This window comes from Streptomyces sp. NPDC054813, from assembly GCF_053611365.1.
Map to the genome: position 1 here is coordinate 227,069 of NZ_JBSHAF010000001.1, position 15,977 is coordinate 243,045.

The window sequence follows — 15,977 nt, forward strand, 5'->3', positions numbered from 1 at the left end:
GAGTTTGCGCCGTGTTATTTCCCGGGGACCCCGCGGCGGGTCGGGCCCATGTTACACTACAGCGGGCGGTACCAAGCCGGGCGGGGGGGGGGCGGGGGGGGGGGGGCGCCCCCCCCCCCCCCCGCCACCGCACTCGCCGCGCTGGTGGACTGCGCCGGCCGCTGACCCTCCGGCTGGAGCATTCCCGCAGGACACGAGGTGAGGGCCGTACGACCGTGGAGGCATGACCACGGAGATATCCGCGCCCACGCCCACGGAGCCGGCCGGGCTCACGACGACGGAACCGGCCCCGCCTCCGATGACGGAACCGGCTCCGTCCGTCTGCCCGGCGGCGCCGCCCGTACGGGACTGGCCCGCGTACGACCTGGAGGGGACCGAGTTCGACCCGATCCTCGCCGCGCTGATGCGGGAAGCGCCGGTGACGCGGATCCGGTTGCCGTTCGGTGAGGGCTGGGCGTGGCTCGCCACCCGGTACGAGGACGTCAGGACGGTCACCAACGACCCCAGGTTCAGCCGTACCGAGGTCACCCGGCGCCAGGTGACCCGGCTCGCGCCGCACTTCGCGCCCCGTCCCGGCTCGCTGGCCTGGGCCGACCAGCCCGACCACAACCGGCTGCGCAAGCCGGTCGCCGGTGCCTTCACGGTCGGCGCGATGAAGCGGCTGCGGCCCCGGGCGCAGGAGATCCTCGACGAACTGGTCGACGGGGTGGTGCGGGAGGGGCCGCCCGCCGATCTGATCGAGCGGGTGCTGGAGCCGTTCCCGATCACGGTGGTCAGCGAGGTGATGGGGGTGCCGGACACCGACCGGGAGCGGGTGCACGCCTGGACCCGGCAGATCATCTCCACCTCCGGCGGCGCCGAGGCCGCCGACCGGGCCAAGCGGGGGCTGTACGGGTGGATCACCGAGACGGTACGCGCGCGGGCCGGCGGCCCGGGCGACGACGTGTACTCACTGCTCGGGGGTGCGGTGGCCCGGGGCGAGATCGGCGAGGAGGAGGCCGTCGGGCTGGCCGGTCCGCTGCAGATCGGCGGTGAGGCGGTCACCCACAACTGCGGTCAGATGCTCTACCTGATGCTCACTCGCCCGGAGCTGATGGCGCGGCTGCGGGACCCGGCGGTGGAGCGCGGGCCGGTCATTGACGAGCTGCTGCGCTGGATCCCGCACCGCAGCACGGTCGGGCTGGCCCGGATCGCCCTGGCGGACGTCGAGCTGGGCGACGGCACCCGGATCGCGGCCGGCGATCCGGTGTACGTCTCCTATCTCGCCGCCAACCGCGACCCGGCCGTCTTCCCCGACCCGCACGGTATCGTCCCGGACCGCGAGCCCAACCCGCATCTCGCCTTCGGCAACGGTCCGCACTACTGCACGGGCGCGGTCCTCGCCCGGCTGCAGACCGAACTGCTGGTCGACACCGTGCTCGACCGGCTGCCGGGGCTGAGGCTCGCGGTGCCGGCCGAGGACGTGGAGTGGCGCCGCAGGACGATGATCCGGGGGCCGCTGACCCTGCCCGTCACCTGGTGAGTCGGAGCCGGACTCAGGCCCGCAGCCACTCCGTGACGATCACGTCCCCGCCGGTCCGCAGCCGGAGCGCGAACGGGCCGGCGGGCGGGGTGTCACTGGCGAACCGGCCCATGCCGTCGGCCGTGAGCGGGCGCACCGCCGCCGGACCGCCGAGCACCTCGATCCGCGCGGACTGCGGGGGCAGCACCTGGCCCAGCAGTCCCTCGTCGGTGACCTCGATGTCCACGGTCAGATCGCCCGCCTGGAAGGTCAGCATCCGGGGCGGGGCCTCGGCCCCTCTGACCGGGATGGCGTCGACCAGCGAGTCGAAGGTCAGCTCGGCGACCCGGGCCTCCAGGTCGTGCAGCACATAGGCGTCCATGGCCAGTTGGAGCAGCCCGGCCGGGAGCGGGTCGAGGACGACGGCCGCCTGGCGCAGTTCCTCCTCCAGGAGGTCCGCGTCGAAGTCGGCGCCGTCGAAGTCCTCCGCCACCGGGAAACCGTCGTCGCTCATACCGCACCCCTCGCGTCGAGCCGGGCCCGCAGCCGGCGCAGACAGCGCTGGCGCAGCGGGCCGATGCTGCCCACCGCGATACCCAGCGACACGGACACCTCGACATAGCTGGGCGGCGGCGAGGCCATCAGGACCCGCAGCAACTGCCTGCACCGGTCGCCGAGTTCCTCGAACTCCTGCCACAGCAGACGGATCCGCTCGGCCTCGTCCGCCTGGTCCTCCGCGTCGATCAGGGACTGCTCGGGCGTACGGACCTCGCTGACCCGGTCCAGGACCTGCGGATCGTCGGTCGGCAGCAGCCGGGTCAGCCCGCGGATCACCTTCAGACACTCGTTGCGTGCCGTGCTGGCCAGCCAGGAGCCCGCCTTGTCGGGTTCCCGGATCCGGCCCAGGTGCTGGGCGAAGCGGAACCACACGGTCTGGTACACCTCGTGCCCGTCCGCGTCGGAGAGCCGATGCGCGCGCACCACGGACCACACCAGTGGGCTCAGCCCTTCCACGAGCGCCTTCCAGGCCGCCGCGTCGCCGTCGACGGCGGACTGGACCAACGCGCCGACCTCTGCTCGGTCCACGGTCCCACCCCTCGTGTACGGCCAGTCATGGTACGCCGTGGAGGGGAGTGTTCCGGAACTCAGGCCGGAGGAGCCAGCCGTACGACCGGGACCGGCTGCCAGCTCGCCGGGCGGAGCGCCGGTACATGGGCCCCGCGCACCTCGGCGTAATCCGTGCCGCTCTCCAGCAGCTGGGTGCGTGCGGCGCGCGGGTCGGACTCCTTGTGCGCGGTCATCCGGGCGGCGACGAGGCCGGCGGCGATGGGGGTGGCGAACGACGTTCCGCTCCACTGTGCGAACCCTTCGAACATCACTTGGTCCGGTTTGCCGGGGCCGGTGGTCCCGGTGTCGGTCAACACGCCGGTGTGGCGCGGGTACTGGCAGGTGCAGGCGTAGGTGAAGCCGAACCGGCAGGCCTCGTAGGTGGTGTGCTGGTACACGTACGGCACGGGCGCGGCGAAGCCGGCCAGGGAGCTGGTGAGTTGCTCGCCGGGGGCGTAGACCTTGACCCAGCCGCCGTGGTTGGTGAAGCAGGCGCCGTACTCGCCGTCGCTGCGCAGCGCGCCGACCGAGAGGACCGCGTTCTCGTAGCCGGGCAGGTCGGCGTAGGCGGCGGGCCAGAACGGGGTGGCGCTGCCGTTGTTGCCGGCGGCGGCGACCAGCAGGGTGCCGGGCTGGTCGAGCAGGGCCTGCATGAAGCTCTCGACGCCGAGCAGCCCGTCGGTGCTGCCGTTCGGGGTGCCCGCGGAGAGGCTGATGACATCGGGCCACCCATGCCGGTCGACCGCCTCGAAGAGTTTCGCACCGAACTCCGACTCCAGGATGGCCCCCGCGTCGTTGAGGGTGTTGGTGACCGTGATGTCGGTGTTGGGGGCGAGGGCCGCGACGAGTCCGGCGATGAACGTGCCGTGGCCGACGTACTGCTGGAGGATGCCGTCGGCATCCGTCTCCGTCAGCTGCGGGTCGCCCTGGACCCGGTCGAGGAGCGGGTAGCTGCGGTAGTCGTGCACCAGACCGGTGTCGATCACCAGGACGCCGACGGCGGTGTCGGGGTCGTAAGCGCCGTCCACCGGCTGCGGGTTGGGCGTCTGGGTGAGCAGGGCGGGGAGCGGCTCGGCGGGGTTGCAGGCGTTGACCGTGGTGGACACGACGTGGTTACGGCTGACCAGTCGGCGTCCGGCGCGGCCCTCCGCCTCCCGCAGCGCGCGCAGCGCGTGGCCGACCGCACGGTCGCCGGTCCGGTCGCCGTGGTTCGGGTCGCCGACCTGGATACGGGTGATTCCGGTGCGGTTGGTCTCCGGGCCCGCCCGGCGCACCCGGTCGGCGATCAGGCCGGTGGTGGCGGTGAAGTGGGCGCGCACGGCGTCCTCGACGGCCCGGGCCTCCTCACCGTCCCGGGCGAGGACGACCCCCTTCTCGTAGAAGAACTCGGCGGAGTCGTCCGGCCCCATCGCCAGCGGAACGTCCGGCATGGAGCGCTGGATCTGATCGAACTGCTCGTGGAATCGCTGAGGTGCCATGGCCTGTCGTCCTCCCCCGGAAACGGCGTTCTTCAGTCAGAGTCTCGCGCCTGCCGCCTGATACAGCGCCAAACCAGTGGGGCATGTATGCCCAGGCCACTACCATCCGAGGGGTGACTGCGCGAAGCGAATCGGTTACGGAACTTCTGCCGATGGTGTTCGCCGCCCCCGGCGAGGCCCTGGCACGGGCGGAGCGGGTCCTTCGGTCCGATCCGTCGCCGCTGGACGCGTCCATCGCCCACCAGGTCATCGGCATCTGGCAACGGGACTTCGGGGATCTCGGCGTCGCCCTCGACCACCTGCGGCGCGCCCGGGACTTCGCGGCGCGCGCGGACTCGGCGGAGCGGGAGGCGGACGTCCTGGCCACTCTGGGGGTCGCGCTGGTGCACGCGGGGCGCACCCGAGAGGGGCTGGCCGCGTTCGAGCGCGGGGTCGCGCGGGGCAGCGGGCACACCCGCGCCCGGGTGCTGTACCGGAGGGCGTACGTCTGGTGGGTGCTGGGCCGGCACAAGGAGGCCCTGGAGGACGTACGGCGGGCGATACCGGTGCTGCGGCAGGCCGACGACGTCATCTGGACGGCCCGGGCACTGACCCTCCGGGCCACCGTGCATCTGGCCCTCGGCGCGGTGGACCGGGCGGACGCGGATTTCACGGCGGCGGAGCTGCTGTGGGAGACGACGGGCCAGGAGCACGACAAGGCGGACGCGGTGGAGAGCCGGGGCCTGGCCGCGTTCCGCGCGGGCGACATCCCGGCGGCGCTGCGGCTGCTCGCCGAGGCCGAGGAGCGGTACGCCGAGCTGGGCACACCGACGTTCATGCTGTACATCCGGCGCTGTGAGGTGCTGATGGCGGCCGGGCTCGCGCCCGAGGCGCTGGCCGAGGCGGACGCGTCCATCGCGGCGCTGGACCGGCTCGGCGGGCAGTCCACGCGCAAGGCCGAGCTGCTGCTGGCCGCCGCCCGGGCCGCGCGTTCGGTGGGGGACGCGCCGACCGCGATCGCCCGTGCCGCCGTCGCCGTACGGCTCTTCTCGGGGCAGCGGCGCAGCTGGTGGGAGACGCATGCCCGGCTGGTGCTGATCGAGGCGCGGGTGGCGGGCGGGGCCGCTTCGGGACGGCTGGTGCAGGACGCGGCGGCGGTCGCCGACCAGCTGGCGTCCTTCGGGGCGCCGGCCGCGCCGGAGGCCTCGCTGCTCGCGGGGCGGATCGCGCTGGCGCTGGGCTGGACGGCGGACGCGGAACGGCATCTGGCGGTGGCCGCGCGCAGCAGACACGGCGGACCGCCGCTGGCCCGGATGACCGGCTGGGCGGCACAGGCGCTGCGCGCCCGGGCGGCCGGTTCGCGGCGGGGCGTGCTGGAGGCCTGCCGGCGCGGCCTGGACGTCCTGGACGACCACCGGATGACGCTGGGCGCCTCGGAGTTGCGGGCCCGGGCCACCGCACAGGGCGCGGAGCTGGCCGCGCTGGCCCAGCAGGCGAGCCTGGCGCACGGCGGACCGCGCCGGCTCCTGGAGTGGAGCGAACGCTGGCGGGCCACGGTCCTGTCCACTCCCCCGACCCGGCCGCCCGCCGACCCGGCCCTGCTCACCTCGCTCACCGCGTTCCGTGAGATCGCGTCCCGCGCGGAGGACGCCCGCAGGCAGGGCCGTCCGGTGCCCGCCCTGGAGCGCGAACAGCGCCGTCTGGAAGGGGAGATCCGCTCCCGCACCCACCACATCCACGGTGAGGCCCCCGGCGGTGGCGACCGCTTCGACCCGGCCCGGCTGCTCGACCGGCTCGGCGACGCCCGCCTGGTCGAACTCGCCGTGCTGGACGGGCGGGTGCACATCCTGCTGTGCGGGCAGGGCCGGGTACGGCGCTTCGCGGGCGGCCCGCTGGCGGAGGCGGTCGCCGAGGCGGAGCACGTCCAGGCGGGGCTGCGACGGCTGGCGCATCCGGGGGCGGAGGGACGGCTGGCGGTGGTGGAGGCGGCCGGGCGGCGGCTGCAGGAGCTGCTGCTGGGCGCGGCGGCGGACCAGCTCGGCTCGGGGCCGGTGGTGATCGTCCCGCCGGGGGCGCTGCACCGGGTGCCGTGGGCCCTGCTGCCCTCGCTGCGGGAGCGGGTGCTCAGCGTGTCACCGTCGGCGGGGAGCTGGCTGCGGGCCCGGGAGACCGAGCCGCCGCCGGGCGGCCGCCATGTGCTGGTCCGCGGGCCGGGACTGGCGACCGGCGGCGCGGAGGTGCCCGAGGTGGCGGGCCGGTACGCGACGGCACGGATCCTTGAACACGCCGAGGCCCAAGTTCCGCTTGTCCTGGACGAGTTGGACGGGGCGGCGCTGGCGCACATCGCGGCGCACGGCACCTTCCGCGCCGACAGCCCGCTCTTCTCCTCGCTGCGCATGGCCGACGGCCCGCTGATCGTCCACGACTTCGAGCGTCTGGCCCGCAGCCCCTACCGGATCATCCTCTCCAGCTGCGACACCGCCCGCCTCGCCTCGGTCGGCGCCGACGAACTCCTCGGCCTGGTCACGGCGTTGCTGCCGCTGGGCACGGCCGGCGTGGTGGCGAGCAGCGCGCCGGTCAACGACGCGGCCGTGGTCCCGCTGATGCTGGCCCTGCACAAGGGCCTGGGCGCCGGCCTGTCTCTGGCGGAAGCACTCCGGGACGCCCGGGCCGCCCTGCCGGGCGACGCGGTCCACCAGGCGACGGGGTGGGCGTTCGCGGCCTTCGGGGCGGCCTGAGCGGACCGGGCCAAGTCGGCTGCGGTTCGGCGGGGGCGCCGTGCAGGACCGTCGTCGGGGTGTGGCGCCGTCGTGGCTGGTCGCGCAGTTCCCCGCGCCCCTTCGGGGCTCCGGAGCGTCACGCCGACTTCTGCTCGGGCTGTTCCACCAGCCACGGCAGCGCCGCCCGGTCGCTCGCGCCGAGGCGGGTGTATGCGCTGTAGAGGTGGTTGCCCACCGTGCGTACGGACAGGGTCAGCCGCTCGGCGATCTGGCGGTTGCTGAGGCCGGCCGCGGCGAGCGTGACGATCTGCCGCTGCCGGGTGGTGAGTTCACCGAGGACCAGTCCGGACAGGGCCGGGGTGCGCGCGCCCTGGCAGCGGCGGGCGAGGGCGACGGCACGGGTGCGGGACATCCGGGCGGCCCGCGGGTCGCGGTGCGCGCGGACCGCCTGGGCGTGCGCCTCCGCCGCGAACAGCAGCAGACCGCGTTCGGCCAGCGCCTCGCCGGCCTGGTCCAGGGCGGGGCCGTCGCCCCGCGCGAGGGCCTCCGCGTGCCGGGCCAAGACACCGTCCAGCCGCCCGGCGGCCGCCGCCGGCTCCCCCAGCCGTACTGCGCCGTAGTGCGCGAGACCCCCGTCCCCGCGCACTACGGCAGCTTCCCCCGACTCGGCGGCGGCACGGGCGAGTTCGGTACGGCAGGAGGCGTCGCCCGGCGCCGTCCGCAGTCCCTCCCTCGCCCACGCCGCCGCCTCTCGCAGCTCCCCCCGAAGCCGCGAGTACCGGGCACGCACGGCCGCGTACCCGGCCGGTACGGGCAGGCCTCCCGCGGCCAGCCACTCCCCCACCGGGGCCGGCACCTCCCGTACGTCCAAGTGGTCGATACCTTGCGCGAGTTGTTCTTGCTCGCCCTTCAGGGCGGGTTCGCACTGGCCCGGGGTGCGGGCCAGGCGGCGGCCCCGGAGCCGGCCCGCGCGGGCGCGCAGCGCGGGGCCGTGCAGCGGATGGGCGAGGCGGACCGCGCCCCGGTCGTCGACATGGATCAGGCCGTGGGTCTCCAGCCGTTCGAGGATGCCGAGGTCGAGGCCGTCGTCGAGATGCGGCGGCAAGGGCTCGGCGAAGGCGAGGCGTTCGAGGGTGTCGCGCTCACCGGGGTCCGGCCGGTCCAGGAGGGGCGTGATCCGGTCCCGTACGGTCGCGGTGAGCGGCAGCGGGCCGCGCCAGGCCCACTCGGCGGTGTCCGGCACCCGGGTCAGCGCACCGGACTCGCGCAGCGCGCCGAGCAGGTCCCGCAGCAGGCGCAGATCGCCCCGGCACACCCGGTGCAGCCGGCGCACGGTGAGCGGTTCCAGGCCGCCGCCGGCGAGCAGTTGGGCGGTCTCGTCGTACGGCAGCGGCTCCAGGGCGAGACGGGTGAGGAGTTCGCCGGTCCACAGCCGGGAGACCGCGCCGGGGACGGCCGCCGGGTCGGCGGCGGCCACCACGAGCCGGGTGCGGCCGTGCACGGCGAGCTGGTGGACAAGGGCGGCCGAGGCCTCGTCGAGGAGGTGGGCGTCGTCGACGACGAGGAGCCGTACCCCCAAGAGGTGCTGGATCGCGGCGGGCAGCGAGAGCCGGCCGGGGAGCAGGTGCGCGAACGCCGCGAAGGGGAGGGCGGAGGTCTCGGGGGTGCCGGTCACCCGGACGCAGTCGGTGCCCCGCACGGCCTCCGTGATCAGCCGGGTCTTGCCGCCGCCGGCCGGTCCGGTCACCACGACTCCCTGCCGGCCCATCCCCAGCGACCGCCTGACCAGCTCCAGCTCGTCCTCCCGGCCGGTGAACGGCCAGGGCGGTTGGAGGGTCCGCGCATCCTGTTCGTAACTCGTCACGTGAGTATGAGTCGCGTTACTCAGCCCTGATACAGGGGGACTTGAGTAGCTCCCGACTCAGGCGGCCGGCCGGGGGGAACGGCAGTCTGGGCGCATGACCCGACGCTACTGCTCGCTTGCGCGGCAGTCGGTCCCGGCGTTCGCCCCGGGGCTGGCCGCCGAGCGGCTGGGCGCGCTGACCGGCGGGCGGCGGATGTGGGTCAACGGCACCGTCCTGCACTACTACTTCTTCGATGCCGACACCGACGCCTCGGTGATCCCGGTCCCGGGGACCGGGGAGACCCGCCGGGTGCCGTGGGCCGGCGCCAAGGAGCAGCGGGACGTGGTGCGTGAGTGCTTCCGGGAGTGGCAGGACCTCGGCATCGGGGTGACGTTCACCGAGGTCCCGGACCGGTGCGAGGCCGAGCTGCGGATCGGCTTCCAGCTGGGCGACGGCTCCTGGTCGGCGGTGGGCCGGGACGCGCTCTCGGTGGGCGCCGGCGAGCGCACCATGAACCTGGGCTGGGACCTGACCGAGGCCGGCGGGCGCTGGACGGCCCTGCACGAGATCGGGCACGCGCTCGGGATGCGGCACGAGCACCAGAGCCCGTTCGCCGGGGTCCACTGGGACGACGAGGCGGTCTACACCGACCTCGCCGGTCCGCCGAACCACTGGAGCCGGGACAGGACGGACTTCAACATCCTGCGGAAGCTGGACCCGGCCGAGGCCAACGGCCCGGTGTGGGATCCGCAGTCCGTGATGCAGTTCCCCCTCGGCCCGGGGCTGGTCCTGGAGCCGGAGCAGTACCACAACGGTCTGTATCCGCCGGGTGCGCTGTCCCCGGCCGACAAGGAGTTCGTGCTCCGCTGGTACCCGCCCGCCGACGCCCCGGCCGCGCTGCTGCCGTTCCGTTCGGCGCCGCTCGGCCTCGGCCCGGGCGAGCAGGCGGACTTCGCCGTGGAGCCGCCGGAGACCCGCGTGTACCGCGTGGGCACCTTCGGAGAGAGCGACTCCGTGGTCGTGGTCTTCGAGGAGCGCGACGGGGAACCGCGCTACCTCACCGGCCACGACGACGGGGGCACCCCGCACAACGCCGGGATCAGGGTCCGGCTCGTCAAGGGCCGACGCTACTTCGTCCGCGTCCGTCTCCATTCCACGTGGGGGTCGGGGGAGACAGCGGTCATGTGCTGGTGACACCGGCACAGGGCCGTGACGCGGGGGTCGGACCACTGTCCGGCGCCGGGGGAAGCGGTCGCGGCACGTAGCCTTCGGGGGAGGGATACGTGCCGCGGCCCTACCGGTGCGCCTTTCACTCCGCCGGGGATAAGCCCCAGGGGCGCCGGACCCTGTCGACATGCGGCTCCGCCGCGTGGGCGCGACCGGCCCCCACGCACCCGCACCCGGCGCATCACCGCGTCCACCCCACCCCTCATCCGCCCAGCTCCAGCGGCCGAGAGGGGTCCTTGGCCCATTCCTCGAGCGAACCGTCGTACACGGACACGTCCTCACGGCCCAGCAGCGTGAGCGCAAGCGCCGCCCCCGCCGCCGAGATCCCCCCACCGCAGTAGAGCACCACCGGCGAGGCATCACCCAACTCCCGCACCTTCGCGTCGAGTTCGGCGGGCGGCAGCCCTCGACCGGGAATGCTGAAGCTCCCCGGAATATGACCCCGCCGGCTGTACCGGCTGGGCACGGACCCGGCGTACCCCCCGGAGGGCAACGCGCACACCAGCGCCCCCGGCCGCTCCCCCCGGCTGATCGCCGCCACCTCCTCGATGTCCGACCAGAGTTCGGCCCGCGGCACCGGCGTCACCGGTACGGCGGCAGGCTCGGGGACGCCGTCACCCGTGGCCACCGGCCGCCCAGCCGCCTCCCACGCGGCCAGGCCACCGTCCAGCACCGCGGCCGGTACCGAGATCGCGCGCAGCATCCACCACAGCCGGGCGGCCCAGATGCCACCGCCGGTGTCGTATGCGACGACCTCGGTCCCCTCCCCCACACCCAGCCGGGCCAGCGCGGCGGCCAGCGCGTCCGGGGCCGGAACGGCGAAGTGGTAGGGCGCGCCGGGGTCGGAGAGGTCCCCGGTGAGGTCGGCATGGCGGGAGCCGGGGACATGGCGCTCGGCCCAGCCGGCGCGGCCGGAGGCGGAGCGGTGGTCGCCGTCGTGGCGCGGGGAGGGCAGCAGCGCGGTGGCGTCGAGGACGACCAGCCGCGGGTCGTCCAGGTGGGTCGCGAGCCAGGTGTCGTCGACCAGGGGGCCGGGGAGGAGGGTGGTCATGGCGGCCGATCGTACGCCCGTGACCTGGACGTCTCACTGAATGGGCAGCGACGTCCCACATGACGGACGCGGCTTGCGCGGCACACGGGAGCTGCGGTTATGGTTTCGGCCATCTACGCGGGAGCCCCTCCCCGACCGGGCTGAGAGGGCGTCTGGGATCCGTTCGCCGAGCGCGGGCGCGGTCCCCATGGGGACGCCGACCGCATCAGAAGCGCTTTGCGCCCCGCGTAGGAGTACACGTGTCCACAGCAGTAGAGCCGCAGTCCCCGGTGCCTCACCGCGCTGCCTGCTCCTGTCGTCGTCGCGCCCGCTGTTGTCGCACCTGGTGTCGCCGGTCCCGCTGACCGCCGCCTCCCCCGCATCCCGCTCACCCTCTCGCGCCTGCGCACACCGCCTTCGGAGTACCCCCATGCCGCACATACGGGTCATGCTCGACTATTTCCATCCATGGCCTAATTCAGCCGGCCTCTACGTCGCCCGTGCCCACCGCTGGTACGCGGCCGCGGGGCTGGACGTCGAACTCGTGGTGCAGGATCCGGGGCGCGGGGACACGCTGGAGTACCTGGCCCGGGGCGAGGTCGACTTCGGGATCTTCCCGCCGAACCGGCTGCTCGCCCGCCGGGCGGCACTCGGCCAGCCGCTGGTCGCGGTCGCCGCCGTCAACCATCGCGGTCTGGAGGCGATCCAGACCACGACCTCGACCGGCATCAGCCGCCCCCGCGACCTGGCCGGCCGCCGTCTCGCCTTCAACCCGACCCCGCGCGGGCGGGCCATGGTCCGCCATCTGGTGGCGGCGGACGGCGGCGACCCGGACGAGGTGATCACGGTCGACGCGGGCGCGCGCGAGCTGACCGTGGACGACATCGAGGCGGGCGAGGCGGACGCGACCTTCGGCAACTACTGGTCCTGGGACGCCCTGCGCGGCGACCTGCCCGAGCGGCGGCGCCTGACCTGGCCGGTCGATGAGATCGGTGCGCCCCGCTACCACAGCTATCTGCTCGGCACGAGCGAGCGGCTGCGCGACGAACAGCCGTCCCTGGTACGGGACTTCCTGACCGTGACGGCCCGCGGATACGCCACCGCCGCCGGGGAGCCCGACGCCACCCTGGAGATGCTGGAGCGGGTCATCCCGTACTTCCCGCGCCCGCTCATCGCCCGCTCCCTCGCCCTGATCGCGCCCACGTGGACCGATCCGCAGGGGCGCTGGGGTGTGATCGACGAGGGCCGTATGGGGCCCTACGCGCACTGGCTCGCCGAGAACGGCGCCATCGAGCACGACCACGACTGGAACCGGTCCTTCACCAACAGCCTGCTGGACGTGACCGCATGACCCTGCTCACCCGGCGGCTCGCCGTCGACTTCAAGCGGGTGGACAGCGCGCTGTGTCGGGCCTGACCGCTCAGCACCGCCGCCCGGCTCCCCTCCCCGTACGAAGGACCCTCCACCATGCTCCGCCGCACCGCGCTGCCGGCCCTCGCCGCCCTGACACTGCTCGCCGTCACCACCGCCTGCTCGGCCGACGCCGACTCCACGGCCGCCGCCAAGGACGGCACCACCACCGTCACCCTGGCCCTGGACTGGACCCCCAACACCAACCACACCGGCATCTACGTCGCCCAGGCCAAGGGCTGGTTCAAGGACGCCGGGATCAACCTGAAGATCATCCCCTACGGCTCGACCGCGCCGGAGACCCTGATCGCCAACCACAAGGCCGACTTCGGCATCTCCTACCAGGAGGGTGTCACCACGGCCCGCGCCGCCGGCCAGGACATCACCTCCGTCTACGCCGTCACGCAGAAGACGGACGTGACCGTCTCGGTGCGCGCCGACCGCACCGACATCACCTCGCCCAAGGACCTGGACGGCAAGACGTACGCGGGGTTCGGCGCCCCCTACGAGAAGCCGCTCCTCCAGAAGGTGATCAAGAACGCGGGCGGCAAGGGTGACTTCAAGCAGGTCACCCTCAACACCTCGGCCTACGCGGCGCTGTACGCGGGCAAGGCGGACTTCGCGATGCCGATGCCGACCTGGGAGGGACTGGAGGCCAAGCTCAGCGGGAAGCCGCTGAAGGACTTCCAGCTCTCCGACTACGGTTTCCCGGCGATCTACTCCACGCTGATCGCGTCCTCCGACCAGTTCCTGAAGAAGGACCCGGCGGTGGCGAGGAAGTTCCTGGCCGCCGTCGACAAGGGCTACCGCTACGCGGCCGGGAACCCCGACCAGGCCGCCGACCTGCTCATCGCCGCCAACAAGAGCGTGCTCACCAACACGAAACTGGTGAAGGAGAGTTCGAAGCTGCTGGCCAAGGAGTACTACAAGGGCGCCGACGGCACCACCGGCACCCAGAGCGCCGCGCGCTGGAAGGCCTTCGCCGACTTCGAGTACGACGCCGGGCTGCTCGTCGACGCGAACGGCAAGAAGCTCACCAAGGCTCCGGACACCTCGACGTTCTTCACCGACGCCTACCTCCCGGACACCAAGTGAGGTCCGTACTGCGGTCGTTGTGGCCGCCCCTGCTGGTGCTGGCCGTGGTGGTCGGCGGCTGGCAGCTGTACGTGACGGCGGCCGGTGTCGACCCGACCACGCTGCCCTCCCCCGCCCGGGTGGCCGAGCAGGGCTGGGCGAACCGCCAGGACCTGTGGGACCAGACGCTGCCCACGCTCCAGGAGACGCTGCTCGGCTTCGCGCTGTCGTTCGCGGCGGCCTGGCTGGTGGCCGTGCTGCTCGACTTCTCCGCCGCCGCCCGCCGGGGCCTGTACCCGCTGCTGGTCGCCTCGCAGACGATCCCGATCGTGGCGGTCGCCCCGCTGCTGATCATCTGGTTCGGCTTCGGACTGCTGCCGAAGATGCTGGTGGTGACGCTGACGACGTTCTTCCCGTTGGCCGCCAACCTGGCCGCGGGCTTCGCGGCGACCGACCGGGAGGCCATGCGGCTGCTGCGCTCGCTCGGCGCCGGGCGCTGGCGGGCGTTCCGGCTGGTGCGGGTGCCTAGCGCGATGCCGTACTTCTTCGCCGGGCTGCGGGTGAGCATCACCTACGCCGTCGTCGGCGCGGTGTTCGCCGAGTACGCGGGCGCCGAATCGGGGCTCGGGATCTACATGCAGGCCCAGAAGAGCGCGTTCCGGACCGACCTCGTCTTCGCGGCGGTGGCGGTGACGGCCGCGCTGAGCATCGCGCTGTTCGGGGCGACCTATCTGCTGCAGCGGCTGGTGCTGCCCTGGGAACGGAAGGAGCGGCGGCCATGAGCGGTCTCGGTGTCGAGCGGGTGAGCAAGTCGTTCGGGGACCTCGACGTCCTGCGCGACCTCGAACTCACCGTGGAACCAGGCGAGTTCGCCGCCGTGATCGGGCCCAGCGGCAGCGGCAAGAGCACCTTGTTCAACCTGGTGTCGGGGCTCGACCGGCCGACCTCCGGACGGGTGCTGGTGGAGGGCGAGCCGGCCGGGGTGGAATCCGGCAAGGTCGCCTACATGCCGCAGAAGGACCTGCTGTTCCCCTGGCGGACGGTCCTCGACAATACCGCGCTGGGCCTGGAGGCGCAGGGCGTGCGGAAGAAGGAGGCGCGGGCGCGGGCCGGTGCGCTGTTCGCCGACTTCGGCCTCGACGGCTTCCAGCTGGCGTATCCGTCCCAGCTCAGCGGCGGCATGCGGCAGCGGGCCGCGCTGCTGCGCACGGTGGTGCTGGAGCGGCCGGTGCTGCTCCTTGACGAGCCGTTCGGCGCGCTGGACTCGCTGACCCGCACCGAGATGCAGCTGTGGCTGGCCGGCATGTGGCAGCGCCACCGCTGGACGGTCGTCCTGGTCACCCATGACATCCGGGAGTCGGTGCTGCTCGCCGACACCGTCCACGTCCTGTCCCCGCGCCCGGCCACGGTGGTCGACCGTGTGGAGGTCCCGCTGCCCCGTCCGCGCGGCGCCGACGACTTCACGGCGCCCGAGTTCGCGGCGACGGAACGCCGGATCCTGGACTCCCTGCGCGGCACGACGGCGGTGGGAACGCCGTGACTTCGCATCTCGCCCATGGTCTGGGCACCGAGCCGGTCGAGCCGGACTGGCCGGCGCTGACCGACACCGAGGTCACGGCCGTCACCGGTCCTGCCCGGGTGGTGTGGCGCAGTCCGCGTCCACTGTCGGCGGCTGCCGTGGTGGAACGGGACGGACGGCGGCTGTTCGTGAAACGCCACCATGTCTGCGTACGCACCCCACGGGGCCTGGCGGAGGAACACGCCTTCCTGCGCCATCTGCGGGAGCGCGGGGCACCGGTGGTGGAGGTCCTGGACCTGGTGGTGCGCGGCGAGTGGACGTACGAGGTCCACTCGACCGGGACCGGCACGGACCTGTACCGGGACGCGCTGTCCTGGTCGCCGTTCCGCGGTACGGCTCATGCCCGGGCGGCGGGCGAAGCGCTGGCCCGGCTGCACCTGGCGGCGGAGGGCTTCGCCGCACCGCGCCGCTCACCGCAGCCGCTGATCGCCTCGTTCACGGTGTTCGCGGCACCGGACCCCTGGGCCGCGCTGAAGACGTACACGGCCGAACGGCCCGGACTGACAGGGGCGTTGGCGGACCTTCCCTGGCACGAGGACACCCACCGTGTGCTGCTCCCGCTCCATGAGCGCCTGGCCCCGCACCTCCCGGGTCTCACCCCCCTGTGGACCCACAACGACTGGCACGCCTCCAACCTCCTGTGGGGCGAGGACGGTGAGGTCGCCACGGTCCTGGACTTCGGTATGAGCGACCGGACCACCGCGGTGCACGACCTGGCCACGGCCCTGGAACGCAACACCGTGCAGTGGCTGGCCCCCGACCGCCCGGTCCAGGAGAAGCACGCGATCGAGCTGCTGCACGGATACCAGTCGGTACGCCCGCTCACCGCCGCCGAGTCGGCGGCCCTGCCCGCCCTCCTGCCGCTCGTGCACGCCGAGTTCGCCCTGTCCGAGCTGGACTACTTCCACAGGGTCACCCGGTCCCGGGAGAACGCCCGGCTGGCGTACGAGTACTACGTCGGCCATGCCGAGTGGTTCTCGGGACGGGCGGGCCACCGGCTGCTGGAGCTGGTGGCCGCGCAGGTGTGA

General features: G+C 73.5%; 13 protein-coding genes. 8 read left to right on the top strand and 5 right to left on the bottom strand.

All coding sequences use genetic code 11. The features are described 5' to 3' along the window. The first annotated feature begins 298 nt into the window (after window positions 1-298). Window positions 299-1,522 carry a cytochrome P450 gene (locus ACWGJB_RS00935; RefSeq protein ID WP_453378576.1) on the top strand — a complete coding sequence of 408 codons (1,224 nt, stop codon included), beginning with the start codon at window positions 299-301 and terminating at the stop codon, window positions 1,520-1,522. A 13-nt stretch (window positions 1,523-1,535) separates the two neighbouring features. On the opposite strand, the gene ACWGJB_RS00940 is transcribed toward ACWGJB_RS00935, so the two are convergent. Genes ACWGJB_RS00940 through ACWGJB_RS00950 form a run of 3 tightly spaced genes read right to left on the bottom strand, consistent with a single transcriptional unit; the run spans window position 1,536 to window position 4,086 of the window. After that, window positions 1,536-2,015: a hypothetical protein gene (locus tag ACWGJB_RS00940; RefSeq protein ID WP_453378163.1), complete on the bottom strand. Its 480-nt coding sequence runs from the start codon at window positions 2,013-2,015 to the stop codon at window positions 1,536-1,538. Further along, window positions 2,012-2,650 (bottom strand): RNA polymerase sigma factor, encoded by a 639-nt coding sequence (locus ACWGJB_RS00945; protein WP_453378577.1) that lies wholly within the window; start codon window positions 2,648-2,650, stop codon window positions 2,012-2,014. Before ACWGJB_RS00945 ends, ACWGJB_RS00940 begins: the two co-directional genes overlap by 4 nt. Continuing rightward, entirely contained in the window at window positions 2,647-4,086 is a 1,440-nt protein-coding gene (locus ACWGJB_RS00950; RefSeq protein WP_453378164.1) for a S8/S53 family peptidase, read from the bottom strand. The genes ACWGJB_RS00945 and ACWGJB_RS00950 overlap by 4 nt, the downstream gene beginning before the upstream one ends. A gap of 152 nt (window positions 4,087-4,238) precedes the next feature. On the opposite strand from ACWGJB_RS00950, the gene ACWGJB_RS00955 reads away from it, so the two are divergent. Continuing rightward, window positions 4,239-6,803 (top strand): CHAT domain-containing protein, encoded by a 2,565-nt coding sequence (locus tag ACWGJB_RS00955; protein WP_453378578.1) that lies wholly within the window; start codon window positions 4,239-4,241, stop codon window positions 6,801-6,803. Window positions 6,804-6,921: 118 nt separating this feature from the next. On the opposite strand, the gene ACWGJB_RS00960 is transcribed toward ACWGJB_RS00955, so the two are convergent. Next, window positions 6,922-8,649, bottom strand: coding sequence for a LuxR family transcriptional regulator AbsR2 (locus ACWGJB_RS00960; RefSeq protein ID WP_453378165.1), 1,728 nt, complete (start codon window positions 8,647-8,649; stop codon window positions 6,922-6,924). Window positions 8,650-8,743: 94 nt separating this feature from the next. On the opposite strand from ACWGJB_RS00960, the gene absR1 reads away from it, so the two are divergent. Then, window positions 8,744-9,823: a beta-glucuronidase AbsR1 gene (absR1, locus tag ACWGJB_RS00965; protein WP_453378166.1), complete on the top strand. Its 1,080-nt coding sequence runs from the start codon at window positions 8,744-8,746 to the stop codon at window positions 9,821-9,823. A 235-nt stretch (window positions 9,824-10,058) separates the two neighbouring features. Here absR1 and ACWGJB_RS00970 read toward each other — a convergent pair whose 3' ends face one another. Then, window positions 10,059-10,907: a sulfurtransferase gene (locus ACWGJB_RS00970; RefSeq protein WP_453378167.1), complete on the bottom strand. Its 849-nt coding sequence runs from the start codon at window positions 10,905-10,907 to the stop codon at window positions 10,059-10,061. A 409-nt stretch (window positions 10,908-11,316) separates the two neighbouring features. On the opposite strand from ACWGJB_RS00970, the gene ACWGJB_RS00975 reads away from it, so the two are divergent. The 5 genes from ACWGJB_RS00975 (at window position 11,317) to ACWGJB_RS00995 (ending at window position 15,977) form a co-directional block, all read left to right on the top strand. Next, window positions 11,317-12,237 carry an ABC transporter substrate-binding protein gene (locus ACWGJB_RS00975; protein ID WP_453378168.1) on the top strand — a complete coding sequence of 307 codons (921 nt, stop codon included), beginning with the start codon at window positions 11,317-11,319 and terminating at the stop codon, window positions 12,235-12,237. Window positions 12,238-12,353: 116 nt separating this feature from the next. Further along, a complete protein-coding gene (locus ACWGJB_RS00980; RefSeq protein ID WP_453378169.1) occupies window positions 12,354-13,391 on the top strand; it encodes an ABC transporter substrate-binding protein in 1,038 nt (345 codons plus the stop codon). After that, complete coding sequence (locus ACWGJB_RS00985) at window positions 13,388-14,152, top strand: ABC transporter permease (RefSeq protein WP_453378170.1); 765 nt, start codon at window positions 13,388-13,390, stop codon at window positions 14,150-14,152. The genes ACWGJB_RS00980 and ACWGJB_RS00985 overlap by 4 nt, the downstream gene beginning before the upstream one ends. Continuing rightward, window positions 14,149-14,910 (top strand): ABC transporter ATP-binding protein, encoded by a 762-nt coding sequence (locus tag ACWGJB_RS00990; protein ID WP_453378171.1) that lies wholly within the window; start codon window positions 14,149-14,151, stop codon window positions 14,908-14,910. Before ACWGJB_RS00985 ends, ACWGJB_RS00990 begins: the two co-directional genes overlap by 4 nt. Further along, window positions 14,907-15,977: a phosphotransferase enzyme family protein gene (locus ACWGJB_RS00995; RefSeq protein WP_453378172.1), complete on the top strand. Its 1,071-nt coding sequence runs from the start codon at window positions 14,907-14,909 to the stop codon at window positions 15,975-15,977. Before ACWGJB_RS00990 ends, ACWGJB_RS00995 begins: the two co-directional genes overlap by 4 nt.